The following is a 23,569-nucleotide window of genomic DNA, read 5'->3' as shown; positions in this document are numbered from 1 at the left end:
AGGAAGCCATGGCCGAGGTCCCCGCGACCGCCGACGTCGTCGTCATCGGAGCCGGCATCGTCGGCAACAGCCTCGTCCACCACCTCACGCGCCTGGGGTGGAAGAACGTCGTCCAGATCGACAAGGGTCCGCTGCCCAACCCGGGCGGCTCGACCGGCCACGCGTCCAACTTCATCTTCACCGTCGACCACTCCCGCGAGATCACCGACATCACGCTCGACTCGGTCGCGCAGTACAAGGAGATGGGCGTCTTCACCGAGTCCGGCGGCTTCGAGATCGCCCGCACGGAGGAGCGGATGGAGGAGCTGCGGCGCCGCATGTCCAGCGCCAAGGCGTGGGGCATCGAGGCCGAGCTCGTCTCGCCCGCCTTCGTGAAGGAGAAGGTCCCCTTCATCGAGGAGGACCAGTTCATCGGCGCCTTCTGGACCCCCGGTGTCGGCGTCGTCGACTCGCTGCGCGCGGGCACGATCATGCGCGAGCGCGCGCTCGCCACGGGCGAGCTCACCGTCGTACCCACCGTCGAGGTCACCGGCCTCGACACCGAGGAGGGGCCGAACGGCCGTCGCCGCATCACCCGCGTGCGCACCACCGCCGGCGACATCGAGGCGAAGACCGTCGTGATCGCGGCCGGCGTCTGGAGCCCGAAGCTCGGCGACATGGCCGGCATCAGCATCCCGCTGACCCCCGCCGTGCACCAGATGATCAGCGTCGGCCCCTGCCCGCAGCTGGCCGAGAAGGAGGGGGAGATCTCCTTCCCGATCGTCCGCGACATGGACACCTTCTGCTACGAGCGCCAGCACGGCGCCGACATGGAGGTCGGCTCCTACGCCCACCGAGCGATCCTCCACGAGCCCGAGGACATCCCGACGATCGAGCAGGCCAAGCTCTCGCCGACCGAGATGCCCTTCACCTCCGACGACTTCGACCCCCAGCTCGAGCAGGCCTACGAGCTGATGCCCGAGCTGCTCGGCGCCGAGGGCGCGGAGATGCGCTACGCCATCAACGGCCTGCTCTCGCTGACCTGCGACGGCAACCCGATCCTGGGCGAGAGCGAGGTGGCGGGCCTCTGGACCGCCGCCGCGGTCTGGATCAAGGAGGGTCCGGGCGTCGGCCGCGCGGTCGCCGAGTGGATGACCGACGGTCACTCCGAGATCGACCTCCACCACAGCAACATCGCCCGCTTCCACGCCCACCAGAAGCGCCGCGAGCACACCCGGCTGCGCACGACCGAGTCGTTCATCAAGACCTACGGCATCGTGCACCCGGCCGAGCAGTACGAGTCCGACCGCGACCAGCGCAAGGCCCCGATGCACGACTCGCAGACCAAGCTCGGTGCGGTCTTCTTCGAGGCCGCCGGCTGGGAGCGCCCGTTCTGGTACGAGTCCAACGCCGGCCTCGTCGAGCAGTACGGCGACGCCGTGATGCCGCGCGAGCACGAGTGGGACTCGCGCTGGTGGAGCCCCATCATCAACGCCGAGCACCTGCGGATGCGCGAGGCCGCGGCCGTGATCGACCTGTCCGCCTTCTGCATCTTCGACATCGAGGGTCCCGAGGCGCTCGACGTGGTCCAGAAGACCTGTGTCGCCCAGTGCGACGTCGCCGTCGGCAAGGTGATCTACACCCCGGTCCTCGACGCCAAGGGCGGCTTCCTGTCCGACCTGACGGTGATGCGGCTCGGCGACGACCACTTCCGCGTCGTCACCGGCGGTGCTCACGGCATGGCCGACCGCGCCTGGTTCTCGGGGCACCTGCCGGAGAGCGGGACCACCACGCTCACCGACAACACCGACGCCGTCGACACCATCGGCATCTGGGGCCCGAAGGCCCGCGAGGTGCTCGCCTCGCTGACCTCCGATGACGTCTCCGACGAGGGCTTCGGCTTCCTGACCTGCCGCGAGATCACGGTCTCCTCGGCGGCGGGCGACCTCACCGTCCTGGCCTCCCGGATCTCGTACGTCGGTGACCTGGGCTGGGAGCTCTACGTCCCGATGGCGCAGGGCGCGGACCTCTGGGAGGCGCTGCTCGAGGCGGGTGCGCCGCACGGCGTCATCCCGGCGGGCATCGGCGTCTACGGCACGACCGGACGCATCGAGAAGGGCTACCGCGCCTTCGGCGCCGAGCTCGACGCCGAGCGCAGCATCGTCGAGGCCGGCATGCAGCGCCCGAAGGTCAAGGCCGCCGACTTCGTCGGCAAGGAGGCCTACCTCGCCCAGCGTGAGGCAGACCTGCAGACGGTGCTGTGCACGCTCACGGTCGACGACCACACCTCGGCCTCCGGGATGAAGCGCTACATGCTCGGCGGCGAGCCGATCCTCACCCGCGAGGGCGGGATGCTCACCGACGGCCACGGCCACCACCCGTACGTCACCAGCGCGGGCTCGGCGCCCTCGCTCGGCAAGCACGTGCTGCTGGCCTACCTGCCGCCCGAGCAGGCCGTGATCGGCAACGAGCTGGCCGTGTCCTACATGGAGGAGCTCTACCCGGTGACCGTCGGCTCGATCGACGCCACGCCCCTCCTCGACCCCACCAACGAGCGGATCCGCTGATGGTTAACCCCCTGGTCTGCGTGAAGCGCGTCGTCGACGCGTCGAGCGAGATCGTGCTGACCGACGACGCCCAGGGCGTGGACGGCCGCTTCGCCGGCTTCACGATGAGCGCGCACGAGGAGTGCGCGGTCGAGATCGCCGTACAGGTGGCGGCGGCCGAGGGTGGTGCCGCGACGGTCGTGACCCTGGGCGACGCCGACGCGGTCGAGCAGTTGCGCTCCGCGCTTGCGGTCGGCTGCACGGCGGCGACGCACGTGGTCGCCGACTCGCAGTCCTTCGGCCCGGCCGACGTGGCTCGTGAGATCGCGGCGGTCGTCCGCGACCACGAGGCCGCGGGCACCCCGCACGAGCTCGTGCTCCTCGGCAACGACGCCGCCGACAGTGGCGACTTCCAGGTCGGCATCCGGCTCGCCTACGAGCTCGGCTGGCCCGTGGTCAACGGCGTCAGCACGGTGAGCGTGTCCGGTGGCGAGGTCACCGCGAGCGGTGACGGGCCCGACGGCCACGAGACCTACCGGCTGCCCCTGCCCGCAGTGGTCACGATCCTGGAGGGTGGCGTCGAGCCGCGCTACCCGACGGTGCCGGGCCGGATGAAGGCCAAGAAGGTGGAGATCGAGGAGCGGCAGCCGACTGCCGAGCCCGCCGGTCCGTCCCGGGTGCGGCTGGTCCTGCCGCCGCCCGCCCCGTCGTCCGTCCGGGTCCTCGGCAACGGCGCCGCGGCGGCGCCCGCCGTGGTCGACCTCCTCGAGGAGCTGGGAGTGCTGTCCCGATGATCATCGTTCTCGTCGAGGTCACGCCCGAGGGCGAGGCCGTGGAGACCTCCCGCGAGGCGATCACCTTCGCCCGCGACCTGTCCGCCAGCGGTGGGGGTGTGCCCATCGACGCCGTCGTCGTCGGCCAGCCCGCCGACGCGCTCGTCGGCGTGCTCGGCTCCTACGGCGTGCGCCGCGTGCACGCCCTCACCGGGACTCCGTACGACGCCTTCGCCGGCGCCGCCTGGGCCGCAGGCCTGATGGCCGTCCGGGAGAAGGCCGGCTCCGTGGTCCTGATGGCCGCCGGCACGCCCCGCGGCAACGAGGTGATGGCCCACGTGGCCGCGCGCAGCGGCGTACCGATGGCGGCGAACGTGCTGTCCTTCGGCGGCCTGTCGCCCTTCACGGTCACCCGGCAGGTCGTCGGCGGTGCCGCGCTGGAGGAGATGCAGCTGCCCGCCCGCCCGGCCGTGTTCACCGTGGCCGGCCACGCCGTCCAGGCCCAGCCGGCCGAGACGCCCGGCGCGGGCGAGCTCGTCGTCGAGACCCCCGAGGTGGCCGAGGCCGACCTCCTCGCCCGCGTGGTCTCCACCGACGAGCCCGAGCCCGACCTGTCGGGCACCCTCAAGTCCGCCAAGGTCGTCGTCGGTGCCGGTCGTGGGGCCGGTTCCGCCGAGGGCTTCGGCGACATCCTCGAGCTCACCGAGCTGCTCGGCGCCTCGCTGGGCGTCTCCCGCGTGGTGACCTCGCTCGGCTGGCGCCCGCACCACGAGCAGGTCGGCCAGACCGGGAGCCGGATCTCGCCCGACCTCTACATCCCGTGCGGCATCAGCGGGGCCATCCAGCACTGGGCAGGGTGCAGCAGCGCCAAGGCGATCCTGGCGATCAACACCGACCCCGACGCCCCGATGGTCACCAAGGCGACGCACGCGGTGATCGGCGACCTCCACGAGGTCGTGCCGGCCGTCAACGCCGAGATCCGGCGGCGACGCGGCTGACCCATCGGCGGCCCCTCCCGGCCCCCGCCCGTCGCCCCCCTCCTGGGGCTGGTGACGAGCGTCTCGTCAGGGCGTAACCTCTCGCGCGGTCCTGCGTTGGTACTGAGGAGTAGCGACGGGGAGGAAGGGAGGTTTCCGCGCGCATGGGTGTCGAGATCCAGGTCAATGACCTGTCCAAGTCGTTCGGCAAGCAGCTGATCTGGGGCGACGTGACCCTCACGGTCCCCGCAGGCGAGATCTGCGTGATGCTCGGCCCTTCGGGAACCGGCAAGTCGGTCTTCCTCAAGACCCTCATCGGCCTCCTCAAGCCCGACAAGGGCTCGATCTTCATCGAGGGCACCGACATCGCGAGCTGCTCGGAGCGCGACCTCTACGAGATCCGCAAGCTCTTCGGCGTGCTGTTCCAGGACGGCGCGATGTTCGGCTCGATGAACCTCTATGACAACGTCGCCTTCCCGCTGCGCGAGCACACGAAGAAGTCCGAGTCCGAGGTCCGCGACATCGTGATGGAGAAGATGGACCTCGTCGGCCTGCTCGGCGCCGAGGACAAGCTCCCCGGCGAGATCTCGGGCGGCATGCGCAAGCGCGCCGGCCTGGCCCGCGCCCTCGTGCTCGACCCCGAGATCGTGCTCTTCGACGAGCCCGACTCCGGCCTCGACCCGGTGCGCACGGCCTTCCTCAACCAGCTCATCGTCGACCTCAACGCCCAGATCGACGCGACCTTCCTGATCGTCACCCACGACATCAACACCGCGCGCACCGTGCCCGACAACATCGGCCTGCTCTACCACCGCCACCTCGCGATGTTCGGGCCCCGCGAGCAGCTGCTCAGCTCCGAGGAGCCGGTCGTGCGCCAGTTCCTCAACGCCCAGCGCGTCGGCCCCATCGGCATGTCCGAGGAGAAGGACGCCGACGAGCTCGCCGCGGAGGCCGGCCAGGAGCTGCCCCCGCTGCCGCCGATCCCGCTGCAGCTCGACCCGTCCAACGGGATCCCGCGTCGCAGCCAGCGCCCGGCAGGGGAGTGGTGCCGGGAGAACGGCGTCACGCCGCCGCCCGGGTCGTTCGAGTCCAGCAACGCCGGCCTGGCTCCGGGGGTCTGACGCCCGATGGCCACCTCCCTGTCCTCGCGCGCCCTCGCGCCGATCGGCGTCGCGGGCAACCTCTTCGCCTTCGCCCTCGACGTCTTCCGCGGGCTGTTCCGCCGACCGTTCCAGCTGCGTGAGTTCATCCAGCAGGCGTGGTTCATCGCCTCGGTGACGATCATCCCGACGGCGCTGGTCGCGATCCCGTTCGGTGCGGTCATCGCGCTGCAGGTCGGCGGGCTGATCAAGCAGTTCGGCGCCCAGTCGTTCACCGGCTCGGCCTCGGTGCTCGCCGTGATCCAGCAGGCCGCGCCGATCGGCACGGCCCTGCTGATCGCCGGTGCGGGCGGCTCGGCCATCGCGGCCGACCTCGGCGCCCGCAAGATCCGTGAAGAGCTCGACGCGATGATGGTGCTCGGCATCGACCCGATCCAGCGCCTCGTCGTGCCGCGCGTGCTGGCCTGCATGCTCGTCGCGTTCTTCCTCAACGGCATGGTCAGCGTCGTCGGCGTGACCGGCGGCTACGTCTTCAACGTGATCCTGCAGGACGGCACCCCCGGCGCCTACCTCGCCAGCTTCACCGCGCTCGCCCAGCTGCCCGACCTCTGGATCGGCCTGATCAAGGCGCTCGTCTTCGGACTCATCGCCGCGATCGTGGCGTCCTACAAGGGCATGAACGCCAACGGCGGCCCGAAGGGCGTCGGCGACGCGGTCAACGAGTCGGTCGTCATCACGTTCCTGATGCTCTTCGTCGCCAACTTCGTCCTCAGCATGATCTACCTGCAGGTCGTGCCCCCGAAGGGCGGATGACGATGGCTCTCAAGGACCTCTACGCCAAGCCGCTGGCCTCGCTCGACACCCTCGGCGAGCAGCTCGCCTTCCACCTCGGCGTGCTCAAGGCGGTGCCGCGCTCGGTCACCCGCTACCCCCGCGAGATCATGCGGATCCTCGCCGAGGTCACCCTCGGCTCGGGTGCGCTGGCCGTCATCGGCGGCACCGTCGGCGTGATCATCGGCATGACGTTCTTCACCGGCGCCCAGGTCGGCCTGTCCGGCTACGCCGCGCTCAACCAGCTCGGCACGGCCGCCTTCTCCGGCTTCGTCTCGGCCTACTTCAACACCCGCGAGATCGCGCCGCTCGTCGCCGGCATCGCGCTCGCCGCCACCGTCGGCTGCGGCTTCACCGCCCAGCTCGGCGCGATGCGCATCTCGGAGGAGGTCGACGCCCTCGAGGTGATGGCCATCCCGTCGATGCCGTTCCTGGTCGCCACCCGCGTGATCGGCGGCCTGATCGCGATCATCCCGTTGTACGTCGTCGGGCTGCTGTCGTCGTACTTCGCGAGCCGGCTCGTGGTGACGCAGATCTACGGCCAGTCCTCGGGCACCTACGACCACTACTTCAACGCCTTCCTGCCACCGGGCGACGTGCTCTGGTCCTTCGGCAAGGTGCTCGTCTTCGCCGTGACCGTCATCCTCATCCACTGCTACCACGGCTACAACGCGTCCGGCGGCCCCGCCGGCGTGGGCGTCGCGGTGGGTCGCGCGGTGCGCACCAGCATCGTCGCCATCAACGTGCTCGACCTGTTCCTGTCCATGGCCATCTGGGGCGCGGCCACCACCGTGCGGCTGGCGGGGTGAGCGGGCGATGAGGCGCAAGACCCTGGGAGTCGTCTTCCTCGTGCTGATGCTGGCCGGCGTGTGGGTGACCTACGGCGTGTTCACCAAGAAGTTCAGCGACTACGACGAGGTCACCGTCCACGCGTCGCGGATCGGGCTGCAGCTCCCGCACCGCGCCGACGTGAAGATCAAGGGCGTCATCGTGGGGGAGGTGCTCGGCTACGAGCCGACGGCCGACGGCGCCGACATCACGCTCGGCCTCTACAAGGACCGCACCACCGACATCCCGAGCGATGTCACCGCCTCGATCCTGCCCAAGACGCTCTTCGGCGAGAAGTTCGTGTCGCTGATCGTCCCCGACGGCGGATCGTCGGCGAAGCCGATCGCCGACGGCGACGAGATCGACCGCACCAACCTCTCGATCGAGGTCGAGAAGGTGCTCGGCGACCTCTACCCGCTGCTGCGCGCGGTCCAGCCGGCCGACCTCAACACGACCCTCAATGCGATCGCGACCGCCCTCGAGGGCCGCGGCGAGCAGCTCGGCGAGAGCCTGGAGACGCTCGACGACTACCTCACGAAGTTCAACCCCGAGCTCCCCGGCCTGATCCAGGACCTCCGGCTCACCGCGAAGGTGTCCGACACCTACGCCGACGTGCTGCCCGAGGTGGCCACGATCCTGCGCAACACGATCACCACCACCGGCACGCTCGAGGACCGCGAGGAGAAGCTCAAGGCGCTCTTCAACGACGTCTCGAAGTTCGCCGCGGTCGCCGAGCGGTTCACGCGCAACAACGGCGACAACCTGGTGCGCCTCGGCGACCTCGCCGCGACGCAGCTCGAGGTCTTCGCGCGCTACGCCCCCGGCTACCCCTGCCTCCTCGGCGGCATCGTCGGCGCCGGCAAGCTCCAGGCCCAGGCCTTCCGCGGGTTCACGCTCCACATCGTGCTCGAGACCCTCCCGAACCAGCCGCGCGCCTACGGCCCGCAGGACGCGCCGGTGTACGGCGACAAGCGGGGCTACTACTGCGGCAGGCTGCCCACCCCGCCGTGGTCGCAGAGCAACCCGGTCACCCACCAGCCCAACTTCGTCGACGGCATCGACGAGCCCACCGGCAAGGGCACCAGCCGCGTCGGCCCCGGCTGGTCCGGCACTGCAGCCGGCTACGCCGGCGGCCGCGACGAGTCGCACCTCCTCAAGGCGCTGCTCGCACCTGGTCTCGGCGTCAGCGCCGACGACGTACCCGACCTGGGCGTGCTGCTCGTCGGCCCGATGGCCCGTGGGGCGGAGGTGTCGCTGCGATGAGCGCCCTCCTCGACAAGAAGACCTCCGTCGACCTGGTCAAGCTCCTGGTCTTCGTGGTCGTGACCTCGCTCGCCACCACGGTGCTCGTGGTCACCATCGGCAACATCGGCTTCGGCTCCTCGCGCGAGTACAAGGCCGAGTTCACCGACGCCACCGGCGTGAACAAGGGCGACGACGTCCGGGTCGCGGGCGTGCGGGTCGGCACCGTCAGCGACGTGAAGATCATCGAGCGCACCCGCGCGCTGATCACGTTCTCCGTCGACGACGCGACCTCGCTCAACGGCGGCACGAACGCCTCGATCCGCTACCGCAACCTCGTCGGGCAGCGCTACATCTCGCTGACCCAGGAGGTCGGCGACACCCAGCGGCTGCCCGCCGGTTCGACGATCCCGGTCTCGCGCACGCACCCCGCGCTCGACCTCACGGTCCTCTTCAACGGCTTCAAGCCGCTCTTCCAGGCCCTCTCGCCGGAGGACGTCAACAAGCTGTCGTACGAGCTGATCCAGGTCTTCCAGGGCGAGGGCGGCACCCTCGAGGGGCTGCTCGCCCACACCGCCTCGGTCACCTCGACGCTGGCGGACCGCGACCAGGTGATCGGCGACCTGATCGACAACCTGTCGCTCGTCCTCGACCACGTCGCCGACCGCGACAAGCAGCTGACCCGGCTGATCGACTCCTTCCGGACGCTCGTCGGCGGCCTGAAGAAGGACCGGTACGCCATCTTGAACTCGCTCGAGGACGTCTCCTCCCTGTCGGTCGAGACCGCCTCGCTGATCGACGGCATCCGCGAGCCCTTCGTGAAGGACATCAAGGAGCTGCGGGCGGTCGCGGGCAACATCGACAAGAACAAGGCCGAGCTCGACCGGGCCCTGCAGGTGCTGCCGATCAAGCTCAACAAGATCGGCCGGACCGCCATCTACGGCTCGTTCTTCAACTTCTACCTCTGCGAGTTCCAGGGCCGGGTCAACCTGCCCGGCGGGGTCTCGCTGCCGGTCAAGTACAACACCGGCTCCGACAGGTGTGATCTCGGATGAAGCCCTTCCGCGAGCGCAACCCGATCGTCGTCGGGGCCGTCAGCCTCGTCGTCCTGGCGATGGTGATGGTGGCCGCCCTGCGCGCGGACGACCTGCCGGTCATCGGCGGCGGCGACACCTACCACGCGATGTTCAGCGAGGCCGGCGGCCTCAAGGTCAACGACGAGGTCCGCATCGCCGGCGTCCGGGTCGGCAAGGTCGACGACATCGCGCTCGACGGCGACCAGGTCAAGGTCAGCTTCAAGGTCGACGACGCCGCCGACTTCGGCACCGAGACCCGGGCCGCGATCAAGGTCAAGACGATCCTCGGCTCGATGTTCCTGGCGCTCGAGCCGGCCGGCTCCGGCCAGCTCGACGAGGGCGGCACGATCCCGGAGGAGCGCACCTCCTCGCCCTTCGACGTGGTCGAGGCCTTCGAGGGCCTGGCCTCGACGTCGGAGCAGATCGACACCGACCAGCTCGCGGAGTCGCTCACCACGCTGGCCGACCTGACCCGCAACACTCCCGACGAGTTCCGCGGCGCGCTGACCGGCCTGAGCCGGCTCTCGGCCAACGTGGCCGCCAAGGACGAGCAGCTCAACACGCTGCTGCAGAACCTCGAGCGCGTCTCCAAGGTCCTCGACGCCCGCGACGAGGACATCATCAAGCTGATGAAGGACAGCGACGTGCTGTTCCGCGCCCTCGTCGCGCGCCGCGACGCGGTGCACGAGCTGCTGGTGTCGAGCACGACGCTGTCCAAGGAGCTGACCGCCCTGATCAACCAGTCGCGCGCCGACCTCAAGCCGGCTCTGGCCCACCTCGAGAACGTCGTCGCGGTCCTCAACAAGAACGAGGACAACCTCGACAGCAGCCTCCGGCTGATGGCGCCGTTCTACCGGGTGTTCGCCAACACCCTCGGCACGGGCCCGTGGTTCGACACGTGGATCTCCAACTTCCCCCCGGTTCCGCAGGTGGGCTGACCATGGACCTCTTCAAGCGCCTCGTGGTGCCCCTCATCGTGCTGGCCTTCATCGTCGCGTCGGCCATCAGCTTCCTCGGCGGCGACAGCTCCAAGACCGTCGTCGCGCACTTCCCGCGGACCATCTCGGTCTACGAGGGCAGCGACGTCCGCGTGCTCGGCGTGCCCGTCGGCACCGTGACCCGCGTCGAGCCCACCGGCACCGACGTCACCGTCACGATGACGTACGACGACACGGTGAAGCTGCCGTCCGACGCCAGGGCGGTGATCATCGCGCCGTCGGTGGTCGGCGACCGCTACGTCCAGCTCACGCCGGCGTACTCCGGCACGGGCGACGTGCTGACCGACGGCGCCGAGCTGAGCGTCGACCAGACCGCCGAGCCGCTCGAGCTCGACCAGATCTACGACAGCCTCGACCGGCTCAACGTGGCGCTCGGCCCCAACGGCGCCAACAAGACCGGCGCGCTGTCCGACCTGCTCTCGGTCACGGCCGACAACTTCGGCGGCCAGGGCACGACGTTCCGCCAGACCATCAAGGACTTCTCCCGCCTCAGCGCCACGCTGGCCGGCAACAAGGAGGAGCTCTTCGGCTCGGTGAAGGCGCTCGAGGGCTTCATGCAGACCCTTGCCGACAACGACCAGACGGTGCGCCAGTTCAACCAGTCGCTCGCCGACGTCTCGACGATGCTGGCCGGTGAGCGCCAGGAGCTCGTCTCGGCGACCAAGAACCTCTCCGTCGCGCTGACGGCGGTGAAGGGCTTCGTGGAGGAGAACAAGGACTCGCTGACCCGCAACATCAGCGGCCTCAACCGGGTCTCGAAGGTGCTGGTGCGCCAGCGCGCCGCCCTCGACGAGATCCTGCACGTCGCGCCGGCGGCCCTCAACAACCTGGCGCTGACCTACAACCCGCAGGCCGGCACGCTCGACACGCGCGCCAACTTCGGCGAGTCGATCAACCAGCTCAACGCCGACCCGGCCGCGTTCCTGTGCGGCTTCGTCGGCCAGGTGGAGCGCTCGGGCCAGGTCTGCAACCAGATCACCAGGCTGCTGGGCAACAACCGACCCGGCGCGCTCGGCAAGCCGGACCGGCTGCCGGCGCAGGACGTCTTCGACCCCACCCTCGGCGGCCTCGTGGAGGTGGAGCGATGAAGCGCGTGAAGGTGCTCGTGCTGGGCGTGCTGGTGGCGATGTTCCTGTCCGCCTGCGACTTCAGCGTCTACGGACTGCCGCTGCCCGGCGGTCCCGACGTCGGCGACAACCCGATGACGATCAAGGTGGAGTTCGCCGACGTCCTCGACCTCGTGCCCCAGTCGACGGTCAAGGTCAACGACGTCAGCGTCGGCAAGGTGACCGCGATCGACCTCGAGGGCTACCAGGCGCTGGTCACCCTCCAGGTCCGCCGCGACGTGAAGCTCCCGGACAACGCGGTCGCCGAGCTGCGCCAGACCAGCCTGCTGGGCGAGAAGTTCGTCGAGCTGAGCGCCCCCGACACGGGCGCGAGTGCCAACGCGCTGAGCAACGGCGACACCATCCCGATCGAGCGCGCGGGCCGCAACCCGGAGGTCGAGGAGGTGCTCGGCGCCCTGAGCCTGCTGCTCAACGGCGGCGGTGTCGCGCAGCTGAAGACCATCACCCAGGAGCTCAACTCGGCGCTCGACGGCCGCGAGGACTCCGCGAGGTCGGTGCTGGACAACCTGCGCACCTTCATGGGCCAGGTCGACGACAACAAGGCCGACATCGTCCACGCGATCGAGCAGCTCAACCGGCTCTCGATCGCCGCCGAGAAGCAGCTGCCCACCATCGACAAGGCGCTCGACGAGCTCCCCAGCGCCCTGGAGTCGATCGACCGGCAGCGCGACGACCTGGTCCAGATGCTCGAGGCGCTCGACAACCTCTCCGCGGTCGCGGTCGACGTGATCGCGAAGTCCAAGGACTCCACGATCACCTCGCTCCAGCGCCTCAACCCCGTGCTCACGCAGCTCGCCGCGTCGGGCGACGACTTCACCAACGCCTTCCACGTCTTCCTGACGTACCCGTTCGTCGACGAGGTCGTGGGCCGAGACCCGCAGGTCGCCCGCAACCTGCACATGGGCGACTACACCAACCTCTCCATCACCCTCGACGTCGACGTGGCGGGTGGGGCGAGCGCGTCCCCGTCGCTGCCGACGAACCTGCCGACGGTCATCGACCCGACGGTGATCGTCAACGACGTCCTGGCCTGCCTCCAGAGCGGCTCGCTCACCAGCGACGCCTGCAAGAAGGTGCTCGCCAACGCCCAGAAGCTGCTGCAGCTGCGCGAGGAGTGCGCCAAGGCGGAGAACAAGGACAAGGACGTGTGCCGCGAGCTCAATGCTATCCCCGGCCTGCCCTCGCCGCCCGTGCCCGTGCCGACCACGCTGCCGCCGACCCTGCTGCCCACGACGCTGCTCCCCACGGGCCTCCCGCGGGCCGGCACCGACGAGCGCGAACCCCGGGGTGGCTACACCGTGCGTGACCTGATGGACCTCTACGACCCGGCGCTCGTCAGCCTCCTGGTCCCGGGGATGGTGGAGCGATGATCACCCGTCGGACCAAGGTGCAGCTGCTGGTCTTCGCCCTCATCACGCTGGTCGGCGTCAGCTTCGTCGGTGCGCGCTACGCCCGCCTCGACCGCGTGCTGCTCGACCAGAGCTACACGGTCGTCGCGCACTTCGCCGACTCCGGCGGCGCGTTCGCGGGGGCGGAGGTCTCCTACCGCGGCGTCCGCGTCGGCCAGGTGGAGGAGCTGCGCCTGACCAAGGACGGCGTCGACCTGGTGCTCGACATCGACAACGAGTTCGACCAGATCCCGGCCGACGCGCACGCGCTGGTCGGCAACCGCTCCGCGGTCGGCGAGCAGTACGTCGAGCTCCAGCCGCAGAGCGACAAGGGGCCCTACCTCCGCGACGACTCCGAGATCGCCCGCGACCTGACCACCACGCCGATCCAGACCGACACGCTGCTGACCCACCTCGACGAGACGGTACGCAGCGTCGACGAGGACGACCTGCGCACGGTGACCTCCGAGTTCGGCAAGGCCTTCAACGGCGCCGGCCAGGACCTCCAGACGATCCTCGACAGCAGCAACGCGTTCATCACCGCGGCCGACGAGAACTTCGGCGTGACCGTCGACCTGATCCGCGACAGCAACACCGTGCTCAAGGGCCAGATCGCCTCGGAGGGCGCGTTCCGGCGCTTTGCCCGAGACCTGTCGACGTTCTCCACCACGGTCGCCAACCACGACAAGGACCTCCGCAAGCTCATCGAGGACGGCTCGATCGGCGCCAACGAGCTGCGTACCTTCCTCGAGGACAACGAGGTCGAGCTCGGCGAGCTGATCAACAACCTGGTCACCACCGGCGAGGTCGTCGTCAAGCACATCGACGGCATCGAGCAGCTGCTCGTCCTCTACCCGTACGTCGTCGAGGGCGGATTCACGGTCGTCTCGAAGTCGCCCGGCACCGGGCTCTACGACGCCCACTTCGGCATGGTCCTCACCAACGACCCGCCCGTGTGCCTCCAGGGCTACGAGGACACCGACCGCCGCTCGCCGCTCGACGGCAGCAACCGGCCGATGAAGGAGGACGCCGGCTGTACCGCGCCGGCGTCGAAGACCAACGCCCGCGGCGCGCAGAACATCCAGTCGCCCCGCGCGGCGACCGGGTGGGACACCCCCGACTTCGCCTACGACCCGGCGACGGGCCACCTCACCTCGGACCCGACCGCGATCCAGCGACTGCTCGGACAGCGCGTCGCCTCGCCCCGCACCCTGGGCGACGACAGCTGGAAGTGGCTCTACCTCGAGCCGCTGCTCGGGGAGAGCGTGACGTCGCAGACCCCCAGTCGTTGAACCACCAGGCTCCTTGAGGGAGGAGTCGTCCGTTCTCGAGGGAGGGAACAATGTCCGTCATGACCGAACGCGCCCGCCGCGGTGAGTCGCCGGGGACCGCCGCTGCGGCCGCCGACCAGCCGCGCCCGCCTCGATGGAGGGTCGTGCTGGCCGGGCTGCTCGCCCTCGTGGTGGTCGTCTGCGTCGCCATGCTCGTCTGGCTGTCCGTGGGAGGGCGTGGGTCCTCCGCCGGCGGGCTGGACCTGCCCGACGAGCGTGAGCAGGTCATGAGCCTGACCGACCAGTTCGTGAAGCGGCTCGGCACCTACAGCCCCGACATGCTCGACGACTCCGGGCAGATGCCCGCCTACCGCGACCAGGTGCGGGAGGTGATCACGCCCAAGTTCGCCGCCGACTTCGACAAGGAGGTCGCCACGGCCGAGCAGCTCGTCGCCCAGGGCCGGATCACCCGCACCGCCGACGTCTTCGCCACCGCGGTGTCCTCCATCGACGACGACTCCGCGCGGGTCCTCGTGGCAGGCGCCTTCACCGACAGCTACGCCCAGGGGACGGGCAAGAAGGCCACGACCGTCGACCAGGAGCCGCTGCCGTTCCGGTTCACCGTCGACCTCGTGCTGATCGACGGGAAGTGGCTCGTCGACGACTTCACCCCCGTCAGCAGCCCGGACGACGCCGCCGAGGGTGGCACCGACCCGGGGACGGGCACGGGAGAAGGGAGCACGCCGTGAGCGACGCACCCACCTGGTACGACCTGCTGGACGTCTCGCGCGACGCGTCCCCCGACGAGGTCCGCGCGGCATGGAAGACCCAGATCGCCGACCTCGAGCCCGGCGACCGCCGCTTCGACGCCCTCAACCGGGCCGCCAAGGTGCTGCTCGACCCCGAGGCCCGAGCGGCGTACGACGCCTCGCTGCCCGAGGAGGACGCCGAGGACGGGACCGCCGACGTCGTCCCACCCGTGACGGCTTCTGCGCCCGTCCTCGCCGAGCGCGAGCAGCGAGCCGTGGCCCGGTCGTCCGCCGGTCCCCGGACCGTGCCGTCCTGGCTCCTCGCCGGTCTCGGCATCCTCGCCGCCGGACTCGTCGCCGCGGTCGTGTGGATGTGGAGCGCCGGAGGCGACGGAGGCGACGACTCCGCCGCCCGCGCCGCGCAGGTCGCGGCCGAGAGCGCCGTCGTACCCGTGCTGTCCTACGACTACCAGCACCTCGACGAGGACCAGAAGGCTGCGACGTCGCTGATGACGGGGAAGTACAAGGCCGAGTACGACAAGCTCTTCGCGGTGCTGCAGGAGAACGCGCCGCAGACGCAGACGAAGGTCATCGCCGACGTGGTGGCCTCGGGCATCGTGCGCGCCGCCGCCGACCGGGTGCAGGTGTTGGTCTTCGTGGACCGCCCGACGACCAACAAGCTCAGCGCCGAACCCACGGTCTACAAGGACCAGGTGACCCTGTCGATGCAGCTCGTCGACGGCGAGTGGCTGGTCGACGACCTCATCACCTCACCCGTCCAGGGATAGGGGCAGGGAGAGGGGCAGGGCTAGCCCGAACGGGTCGGATCGGCGCGTTCTGCTTGACCGGGGGCGCTTCGGCGTTCATAGTCATGGCCAACGCGTGGCACTCCTCCCTTCGGGAAATCGACCCCGCGTTTGAGGCGTGTCCACAAGTGCGCTATCGTGGGTCCTTGCGCCTGCCCTCAGATGCCCGACGCCCTCCGGACGGCTGTCGTGGTGGTCGGCCGGCGCCGATCACTTGCTCATCTGTGAGGACACCTCTTGGCCGCGCGCAGCTCTGCTGGTAACCACCGCCGTACCTCTTTTGCAAAGATCACCGAACCCCTCGAGGTTCCCCCGCTCATCTCGCTCCAGACCAGCAGCTTCGACTGGCTGGTCGGTGGAGATCGCTGGGAGAACGAGGTCGCTGCCCGCAGGGCAGCCGGTGAGGACGTCTCCGAGAAGACCGGTCTGCAGGAGATCTTCGAGGAGATCTCCCCGATCGAGGACTTCTCCGAGACGATGATGCTCTCCTTCGACAACCCGGTCTTCCTGGACGAGAAGTACACCGAGGAGGAGTGCAAGGAGAAGGACTTCACCTACTCCCGCCCGCTCTACGTCTCGGCCGAGTTCATGAACCACGAGACCGGCGAGATCAAGGGCCAGACCGTCTTCATGGGCGACTTCCCCATGATGACGCGCAAGGGCACCTTCATCATCAACGGCACCGAGCGCGTCGTCGTGTCGCAGCTCGTCCGTTCGCCCGGCGTCTACTTCGAGTCGACGCCCGACAAGACGTCCGACAAGGACATCTTCACCGCCAAGCTCATCCCGAGCCGTGGCGCGTGGCTGGAGTTCGAGATCGACAAGCGCGACCTGGTCGGCGTCCGCCTCGACCGCAAGCGCAAGCAGAACGTCACCGTCCTGCTCAAGGCCCTCGGCTGGACCACCGACCAGATCCGCGAGGAGTTCGGTCAGTACGAGTCCATGATGCTGACGCTCGAGAAGGACAGCGTCCGCTACGAGGTCGTCTACGAGGAGCTGCAGAAGAAGGCGCGGGGCGAGGCCCCCACCGCCGAGCAGGTCAACGACGAGGTCACCCGCCTCGCGCTGCTCGACATCTACCGCAAGCTCCGCCCAGGCGAGCCGCCCACGGCCGAGGCCGCGCAGACGCTGCTGAACAACTACTACTTCAACCCCAAGCGCTACGACCTGGCGAAGGTCGGCCGCTACAAGATCAACAAGAAGCTCGGTCTCCACGAGGCCTTCGACCAGCAGACGCTGACCATCGACGACGTCGTGGCCGCGATCCGCTACGTCGTGCAGCTGCACGCTGCCGGCGCGCAGGTCGAGTCGACCGACCTGGTCGACGCGGAGGGCAACGTCGTCGAGGGTCCTGACGGTGCTCCCGTCAAGGTCCAGGCCGACGACATCGACCACTTCGGCAACCGCCGCATGCGCACCGTGGGCGAGCTCATCCAGAACCAGCTCCGCACGGGCCTGGCCCGCATGGAGCGCGTGGTGCGCGAGCGGATGACGACCCAGGACGTCGAGGCGATCACGCCGCAGTCCCTGATCAACATCCGTCCCGTGGTCGCGGCGCTGAAGGAGTTCTTCGGCACCTCGCAGCTGAGCCAGTTCATGGACCAGACCAACCCGATCGCCGGCCTGACGCACAAGCGTCGCCTGTCGGCCCTCGGTCCCGGTGGTCTGTCCCGTGACCGCGCCGGCATGGAGGTCCGTGACGTCCACCCGTCGCACTACGGCCGCATGTGCCCCATCGAGACCCCTGAAGGCCCGAACATCGGCCTGATCGGCTCGCTGGCCTCCTACGGCCGGATCAACCCGTTCGGCTTCGTCGAGACCCCCTACCGCCGCGTGGTCAAGGGTGTCGTCACCGACGAGATCGACTACCTCACGGCCGACGACGAGGATCGCTACGTCATCGCCCAGGCCAACGCCCCCCTCGACGCGAAGATGAAGTTCGTCGAGGAGCGCGTGCTGGTCCGCCAGAAGAACGGCGAGGTCGACGCGATCCTGGCCGAAGAGGTCGACTACATGGACGTCTCGCCGCGCCAGATGGTGTCGGTCGCGACGGCCCTGATCCCCTTCCTCGAGCACGACGACGCCAACCGCGCGCTCATGGGCGCCAACATGCAGCGTCAGGCCGTCCCGCTGATCACCAGCGACAGCCCGCTCGTCGGCACCGGCATGGAGTACCGCGCCGCGGTCGACGCCGGTGACGTGGTCGTGGCCGACAACGCCGGTGTGGTGAAGGAGGTGTCCGCCGACGCCATCGAGACGATGAACGACGACGGCACCTACCAGACCTACAAGCTGGCCAAGTTCCGTCGCTCCAACCAGGGCACCTGCATCAACCAGCGCCCGCTGGTGAAGGCCGGTGACCGCCTCGAGGTCGGCACGCCGATCGCCGACGGTCCCTGCACCGACGACGCCGAGATGGCGCTGGGCACCAACCTGCTCGTCGCCTTCATGCCCTGGCAGGGTCACAACTACGAGGACGCGATCATCCTCAGCCAGCGCCTGGTGCAGGAGGACATCCTCACCTCGATCCACATCGAGGAGCACGAGGTCGACGCGCGTGACACCAAGCTCGGCCCCGAGGAGATCACCCGGGACATCCCGAACGTCTCCGAGGAGGGCCTGGCCGACCTCGACGAGCGCGGCATCATCCGCATCGGCGCCGAGGTCACCACCGGTGACATCCTCGTCGGCAAGGTCACGCCCAAGGGCGAGACCGAGCTGACCCCCGAGGAGCGCCTGCTCCGCGCGATCTTCGGTGAGAAGGCGCGCGAGGTGCGCGACACCTCGATGAAGGTGCCCCACGGTGAGTCCGGCACGGTCATCGGCGTCCGGGTCTTCGACCGCGAGGACGGCGACGACCTTCCTCCGGGCGTCAACCAGCTGGTCCGCGTCTACGTCGCCCAGAAGCGCAAGATCTCGGTCGGTGACAAGCTCGCCGGTCGTCACGGCAACAAGGGCGTCATCGCCAAGATCCTGCCCGTCGAGGACATGCCGTTCATGGAGGACGGCACGCCGGTCGACGTCGTGCTCAACCCGCTGGGTGTGCCGCGTCGTATGAACATCGGCCAGATCCTCGAGCTCCACCTGGGCTGGCTCGCCAAGCAGGGCTGGGACCTCGACCTGTCCGGTGAGAAGGGCAACGCCGAGTGGAAGCAGCGCCTGATCGCCATCGGCGCCGACAAGGCCTCCCCGGACACCAAGGTCGCGACCCCCGTGTTCGACGGTGCCCGCGAGGACGAGATCACCGGTCTGCTCGGCTCCACGCTGCCCAACCGTGACGGTGAGCGGATGGTCAAGGAGGACGGCAAGGCCGCCCTTTTCGACGGTCGCTCGGGTGAGCCGTTCCCGGAACCGGTGGCTGTCGGCTACATGTACATCCTCAAGCTGCACCACCTCGTCGACGACAAGATCCACGCTCGCTCGACCGGCCCCTACTCGATGATCACGCAGCAGCCCCTGGGCGGTAAGGCCCAGTTCGGCGGCCAGCGGTTCGGTGAGATGGAGGTCTGGGCGATGGAGGCCTACGGCGCTGCCTACGCCCTCCAGGAGCTGCTCACGATCAAGTCCGACGACGTGCCGGGCCGCGTGAAGGTCTACGAGGCCATCGTGAAGGGCGAGAACATCCCCGACTCGGGCATCCCCGAGTCGTTCAAGGTGCTCGTCAAGGAGATGCAGTCCCTCTGCCTCAACGTGGAGGTCCTCTCCCAGGACGGTTCGCAGATCGAGCTCAAGGACGCGGAGGAGGACGTCTTCCGCGCCGCCGAGGAGCTCGGCATCGACCTGTCCCGCCGCGAGCCCAGCTCCGTCGAAGAAGTCTGAGTGCGCAGGTACGCCGGCTCCGGCCGGCGTACCTCCCTCAGTCCCCAGCTCAACTTTCCACGTACTAACGAAGGACAGCAGCCATCGTGCTCGACGTTAACTTCTTCGACCAGCTTCAGATCGGCCTGGCCACTGCGGAGGACATCCGCACGTGGAGCCACGGCGAGGTCAAGAAGCCGGAGACCATCAACTACCGCACGCTCAAGCCCGAGCGTGACGGCCTCTTCTGCGAGAAGATCTTCGGTCCCACCCGGGACTGGGAGTGCTACTGCGGCAAGTACAAGCGCGTGCGCTTCAAGGGCATCATCTGCGAGCGCTGCGGCGTCGAGGTGACCCGTTCCAAGGTGCGCCGTGAGCGCATGGGCCACATCGAGCTCGCCGCTCCCGTGACCCACATCTGGTACTTCAAGGGCGTCCCGTCGCGCCTGGGCTACCTGCTCGACCTGGCGCCGAAGGACCTCGAGAAGGTCATCTACTTCGCCGCCTACATGATCACCTCGGTCGACGAGGACGCCCGGCACCGCGACCAGGAGTCCCTCGAGAACAAGGTCGGCCTGGAGCGCGAGCGCCTCGAGAAGCGTCGCGACACCTCCGTGGAGGACCGCGCCAAGAAGCTCGAGGAGGACCTCGCCACCCTCGAGGCCGAGGGTGCCAAGGCCGACGCCAAGCGCAAGGTGCGCGACGGTGCCGACCGCGAGATGAACCAGCTCCGTGACCGCGCCAACCGCGAGATCGCGCGGCTGGAGGAGGTCTGGGACACGTTCAAGAACCTCAAGGTGCAGGACCTGCTCGGCGACGAGCTCCTCTACCGCGAGATGAAGACGTGGTTCGGCAAGTACTTCGAGGGCCACATGGGCGCCACGGCGATCCAGAAGCGACTCCAGGACTTCGACATCGAGGCCGAGGTCGAGTCGCTGCGCGACACGATCGCCAACGGCAAGGGCCAGCGCAAGGTCCGCGCCCTCAAGCGCCTCAAGGTCGTCGACGCCTTCCGCAAGACCGGCAACCAGCCCATCGGCATGGTGCTCGACGCCGTCCCGGTGATCCCGCCGGACCTGCGCCCGATGGTCCAGCTCGACGGTGGCCGCTTCGCCACCTCCGACCTGAACGACCTCTACCGCCGCGTCATCAACCGCAACAACCGCCTCAAGCGACTGCTCGACCTCGGTGCTCCCGAGATCATCGTCAACAACGAGAAGCGGATGCTGCAGGAGGCTGTCGACAGCCTCTTCGACAACGGCCGTCGTGGTCGTCCCGTCACCGGTCCGGGCAACCGTCCGCTGAAGTCGCTCTCCGACATGCTCAAGGGCAAGCAGGGTCGCTTCCGTCAGAACCTGCTCGGCAAGCGCGTGGACTACTCCGGCCGTTCGGTCATCGTGTCCGGCCCGCAGCTCAAGCTGCACCAGTGCGGTCTGCCCAAGCAGATGGCGCTCGAGCTGTTCAAGCCGTTCGTGATGAAGCGCCTCGTCGACCTGTCGCACGCGCAGAACATCAAGTCCGCCAAGCGGATGGTCGAGCGCGCCCGCCCGGTCGTGTGGGACGTCCTCGAAGAGGTCATCACCGAGCACCCCGTGCTGCTCAACCGTGCGCCCACCCTGCACCGCCTCGGCATCCAGGCTTTCGAGCCGCAGCTGATCGAGGGCAAGGCCATCCAGATCCACCCGCTCGTGTGCGGCGCGTTCAACGCCGACTTCGACGGTGACCAGATGGCCGTCCACCTCCCGCTGTCCGCGGAGGCGCAGGCCGAGGCCCGCATCCTGATGTTGTCGACCAACAACATCCTCAAGCCGTCGGACGGCCGTCCGGTGACCATGCCCTCGCAGGACATGATCATCGGTCTGTTCTGGCTGACCGCCGACCGCGAGGGTGAGACCGGCGAGGGTCGCGTGTTCTCGTCCCCGGCCGAGGCGATCATGGCCTTCGACCGCAAGGAGATCACCCTCCAGAGCCGGATCAGCATCCGCCTCAACGACATCGTGCCCCCGCTCGACCTCGAGCTCGGTGCCGACTGGGAGGAGCGGACCGCGATCCAGCTCGACACCACCCTGGGTCGGGTCTACTTCAACGACACGCTCCCGGCGGACTACCCGTTCGTCAACGAGGAGGTCGGCAAGAAGCGCCTCGGCGCGATCGTCAACGACCTCGCCGAGCGCTACACCAAGGTGCAGGTCGCCGCGTCGCTCGACGCCCTCAAGGACGCCGGCTTCCACTGGGCCACGCGCTCGGGTGTGACCGTCTCGATCGACGACGTCACCACGCCCGACAGCAAGGCCGAGATCCTGGGCCGCTACGAGGCGCAGGCCGAGAAGGTCCAGAAGAACTACGAGCGCGGTGTGATGACCGACGACGAGCGTCGTCAGGAGCTCATCGAGCTGTGGACCCAGGCTGCTGCCGAGGTCGGTCGTGCGATGGAGACCAACTTCGACCGCAAGAACCCGATCTACATGATGGTCGACTCGGGTGCCTCCGGAAACATGAACCAGATCCGGCAGGTCGCGGCCATGCGTGGTCTGGTGGCCAACCCGAAGGGCGAGATCATCCCGCGCCCGATCAAGGCCAACTTCCGCGAGGGCCTCTCGGTGCTCGAGTACTTCATCTCGACCCACGGTGCCCGCAAGGGCCTGGCCGACACCGCGCTCCGCACCGCCGACTCGGGCTACCTGACCCGTCGTCTGGTGGACGTGTCGCAGGACGTCATCATCCGTGAGGACGACTGTGGCACCGAGCGTGGCCTGCCCAAGCGCATCGACGACGAGCACGTGGAGACCTCGGCCTACGCCCGGGCCTCCGCCGTCGAGATCACCCACCCGGAGACCGGCGAGGTCCTCGCCGCCGCCGGAGAGGACCTCGGCGACGTCAAGATCGGCGAGCTCGTGGCTGCCGGCATCACCGAGGTCAAGGTCCGCTCGGTCCTGACCTGTGACGCCCGCACCGGCACCTGCGCCAAGTGCTACGGCCGCTCGCTGGCCACCGGCCAGCTGGTCGACATCGGTGAGGCGGTCGGCATCATCGCCGCGCAGTCCATCGGTGAGCCCGGCACGCAGCTGACCATGCGCACCTTCCACACCGGTGGTGTGGCCTCCGCGGACGACATCACGCAGGGTCTGCCCCGTGTGGTCGAGCTCTTCGAGGCCCGCTCGCCCAAGGGCCGGACCCCGATCTCGGAGTCCGCCGGTCGCGTGAAGATCGAGGAGACCGACAAGTCCCGCGTGGTCGTGGTCACCCCCGATGACGGCTCCGAGCCGCAGGAGATCCCGGTCTCGAAGCGCTCGCGCCTCAACGTCGAGGACGGCCAGCACATCGAGGTGGGCCACCACATCACCTCCGGTACGCCCGACCCGCAGGACGTCCTGCGCATCCTGGGTGTCCGCAAGGCGCAGGAGCACCTCGTGGACGAGGTCCAGGAGGTCTACCGCTCCCAGGGTGTGTCGATCCACGACAAGCACATCGAGATCATCATCCGGCAGATGCTGCGCCGGGTGACGGTCATCGAGTCCGGTGACACCAACCTGCTCCCGTCCGACCTGGTCGACCGGGTGCGGTTCGAGGAGGAGAACCGTCGCGTGGTCTCCGAGGGCGGCAAGCCGGCCTCGGGTCGCCCGGTCCTCATGGGCATCACCAAGGCCTCGCTGGCGACCGAGTCCTGGCTCTCGGCGGCCTCCTTCCAGGAGACCACCCGGGTCCTGACCGACGCCGCGATCAACGGCCGCTCCGACAGCCTCCGCGGCCTGAAGGAGAACGTGATCATCGGAAAGCTCATCCCGGCCGGCACCGGCCTCGAGCGCTACCGCAACATCCGGGTGGAGCCCACCGAGGAGGCGCGCGCCGCGGCCTACTCGGTCACCGGCTACGACGCCTACGACTACGACTTCGGTCCGTCGTCGCAGGCCGTCGCGCTCGACGACTTCGACTTTGGTTCGTACCAGAACTGAGCGAAGCGAAGTTCTGGTGTAAGAACCAGATCGAGTAGCACCAACGCCCGTCCTCGCGCAGCGAGGGCGGGCGTTGTGCGTATCGAGATCGATCCAACGACTCAGCAACCTCAGCCACCCGGGCTTG

General features: G+C 68.8%; 16 protein-coding genes. All 16 read left to right on the top strand.

Annotation, left to right across the window (positions count from 1 at the left end; translation table 11 throughout):
- Positions 1-8: 8 nt before the first annotated feature.
- The 16 genes from J2X46_RS22795 to J2X46_RS22720 all read left to right on the top strand — a co-directional run bounded on the left by J2X46_RS22795 (position 9) and on the right by J2X46_RS22720 (position 23,442).
- The gene (locus tag J2X46_RS22795) at positions 9-2,546 is read left to right on the top strand and encodes an FAD-dependent oxidoreductase (protein ID WP_310254664.1); all 2,538 of its coding nucleotides are present in this window, start codon (positions 9-11) and stop codon (positions 2,544-2,546) included.
- The gene (locus J2X46_RS22790; protein WP_310254663.1) at positions 2,546-3,319 is read left to right on the top strand and encodes a hypothetical protein; all 774 of its coding nucleotides are present in this window, start codon (positions 2,546-2,548) and stop codon (positions 3,317-3,319) included. Before J2X46_RS22795 ends, J2X46_RS22790 begins: the two co-directional genes overlap by 1 nt.
- Positions 3,316-4,296, top strand: coding sequence for an electron transfer flavoprotein subunit alpha/FixB family protein (locus J2X46_RS22785; RefSeq protein WP_310254661.1), 981 nt, complete (start codon positions 3,316-3,318; stop codon positions 4,294-4,296). Before J2X46_RS22790 ends, J2X46_RS22785 begins: the two co-directional genes overlap by 4 nt.
- Before the next feature lie 143 nt (positions 4,297-4,439).
- On the top strand, positions 4,440-5,396 hold the full coding sequence (locus J2X46_RS22780) for an ABC transporter ATP-binding protein (RefSeq protein ID WP_310254659.1): 957 nt from the start codon (positions 4,440-4,442) through the stop codon (positions 5,394-5,396).
- A gap of 6 nt (positions 5,397-5,402) precedes the next feature.
- Entirely contained in the window at positions 5,403-6,188 is a 786-nt protein-coding gene (locus tag J2X46_RS22775) for an ABC transporter permease (RefSeq protein ID WP_310254658.1), read from the top strand.
- A gap of 2 nt (positions 6,189-6,190) precedes the next feature.
- Positions 6,191-7,015 (top strand): ABC transporter permease, encoded by an 825-nt coding sequence (locus J2X46_RS22770; protein WP_310254657.1) that lies wholly within the window; start codon positions 6,191-6,193, stop codon positions 7,013-7,015.
- 7 nt (positions 7,016-7,022) lie between these two features.
- Positions 7,023-8,297, top strand: a complete 1,275-nt coding sequence (locus J2X46_RS22765; protein WP_310254656.1) for an MCE family protein — start codon at positions 7,023-7,025, stop codon at positions 8,295-8,297.
- Positions 8,294-9,331, top strand: coding sequence for an MlaD family protein (locus tag J2X46_RS22760; RefSeq protein WP_310254655.1), 1,038 nt, complete (start codon positions 8,294-8,296; stop codon positions 9,329-9,331). Before J2X46_RS22765 ends, J2X46_RS22760 begins: the two co-directional genes overlap by 4 nt.
- On the top strand, positions 9,328-10,290 hold the full coding sequence (locus J2X46_RS22755; protein ID WP_310254653.1) for an MCE family protein: 963 nt from the start codon (positions 9,328-9,330) through the stop codon (positions 10,288-10,290). Before J2X46_RS22760 ends, J2X46_RS22755 begins: the two co-directional genes overlap by 4 nt.
- A 2-nt stretch (positions 10,291-10,292) precedes the next feature.
- On the top strand, positions 10,293-11,438 hold the full coding sequence (locus tag J2X46_RS22750; RefSeq protein WP_310254651.1) for an MCE family protein: 1,146 nt from the start codon (positions 10,293-10,295) through the stop codon (positions 11,436-11,438).
- A complete protein-coding gene (locus J2X46_RS22745; RefSeq protein WP_310254649.1) occupies positions 11,435-12,847 on the top strand; it encodes an MCE family protein in 1,413 nt (470 codons plus the stop codon). The genes J2X46_RS22750 and J2X46_RS22745 overlap by 4 nt, the downstream gene beginning before the upstream one ends.
- Entirely contained in the window at positions 12,844-14,157 is a 1,314-nt protein-coding gene (locus tag J2X46_RS22740) for an MlaD family protein (RefSeq protein ID WP_310254647.1), read from the top strand. The genes J2X46_RS22745 and J2X46_RS22740 overlap by 4 nt, the downstream gene beginning before the upstream one ends.
- A gap of 59 nt (positions 14,158-14,216) precedes the next feature.
- On the top strand, positions 14,217-14,885 hold the full coding sequence (locus tag J2X46_RS22735) for a hypothetical protein (RefSeq protein WP_310254645.1): 669 nt from the start codon (positions 14,217-14,219) through the stop codon (positions 14,883-14,885).
- Complete coding sequence (locus tag J2X46_RS22730; RefSeq protein ID WP_310254643.1) at positions 14,882-15,673, top strand: DnaJ domain-containing protein; 792 nt, start codon at positions 14,882-14,884, stop codon at positions 15,671-15,673. The genes J2X46_RS22735 and J2X46_RS22730 overlap by 4 nt, the downstream gene beginning before the upstream one ends.
- A gap of 255 nt (positions 15,674-15,928) precedes the next feature.
- Entirely contained in the window at positions 15,929-19,510 is a 3,582-nt protein-coding gene (locus J2X46_RS22725) for a DNA-directed RNA polymerase subunit beta (RefSeq protein WP_310254641.1), read from the top strand.
- A gap of 86 nt (positions 19,511-19,596) precedes the next feature.
- A complete protein-coding gene (locus tag J2X46_RS22720; RefSeq protein WP_310254640.1) occupies positions 19,597-23,442 on the top strand; it encodes a DNA-directed RNA polymerase subunit beta' in 3,846 nt (1,281 codons plus the stop codon).
- Positions 23,443-23,569 lie beyond the last annotated feature (127 nt).

The organism is Nocardioides sp. BE266, from assembly GCF_031457855.1.
Lineage (GTDB): Bacteria > Actinomycetota > Actinomycetes > Propionibacteriales > Nocardioidaceae > Nocardioides.
Note: the sequence above shows the minus strand (reverse complement) of the source record. Positions and strands in the feature narration are given on the sequence as shown.

What these genes read in the sequence shown, in the direction of transcription:
- J2X46_RS22790 (WP_310254663.1), top strand. Translation starts at nt 2,546, where the DNA reads ATGGTTAACCCCCTGGTCTGCGTGAAGCGCGTCGTCGACGCGTCGAGC.
- J2X46_RS22775 (WP_310254658.1), top strand. Translation starts at nt 5,403, where the DNA reads ATGGCCACCTCCCTGTCCTCGCGCGCCCTCGCGCCGATCGGCGTCGCG.
- J2X46_RS22750 (WP_310254651.1), top strand. Translation starts at nt 10,293, where the DNA reads ATGGACCTCTTCAAGCGCCTCGTGGTGCCCCTCATCGTGCTGGCCTTC.
- J2X46_RS22785 (WP_310254661.1), top strand. Translation starts at nt 3,316, where the DNA reads ATGATCATCGTTCTCGTCGAGGTCACGCCCGAGGGCGAGGCCGTGGAG.
- J2X46_RS22780 (WP_310254659.1), top strand. Translation starts at nt 4,440, where the DNA reads ATGGGTGTCGAGATCCAGGTCAATGACCTGTCCAAGTCGTTCGGCAAG.
- J2X46_RS22745 (WP_310254649.1), top strand. Translation starts at nt 11,435, where the DNA reads ATGAAGCGCGTGAAGGTGCTCGTGCTGGGCGTGCTGGTGGCGATGTTC.
- J2X46_RS22795 (WP_310254664.1), top strand. Translation starts at nt 9, where the DNA reads ATGGCCGAGGTCCCCGCGACCGCCGACGTCGTCGTCATCGGAGCCGGC.
- J2X46_RS22770 (WP_310254657.1), top strand. Translation starts at nt 6,191, where the DNA reads ATGGCTCTCAAGGACCTCTACGCCAAGCCGCTGGCCTCGCTCGACACC.
- J2X46_RS22765 (WP_310254656.1), top strand. Translation starts at nt 7,023, where the DNA reads ATGAGGCGCAAGACCCTGGGAGTCGTCTTCCTCGTGCTGATGCTGGCC.
- J2X46_RS22760 (WP_310254655.1), top strand. Translation starts at nt 8,294, where the DNA reads ATGAGCGCCCTCCTCGACAAGAAGACCTCCGTCGACCTGGTCAAGCTC.
- J2X46_RS22740 (WP_310254647.1), top strand. Translation starts at nt 12,844, where the DNA reads ATGATCACCCGTCGGACCAAGGTGCAGCTGCTGGTCTTCGCCCTCATC.
- J2X46_RS22735 (WP_310254645.1), top strand. Translation starts at nt 14,217, where the DNA reads ATGACCGAACGCGCCCGCCGCGGTGAGTCGCCGGGGACCGCCGCTGCG.
- J2X46_RS22755 (WP_310254653.1), top strand. Translation starts at nt 9,328, where the DNA reads ATGAAGCCCTTCCGCGAGCGCAACCCGATCGTCGTCGGGGCCGTCAGC.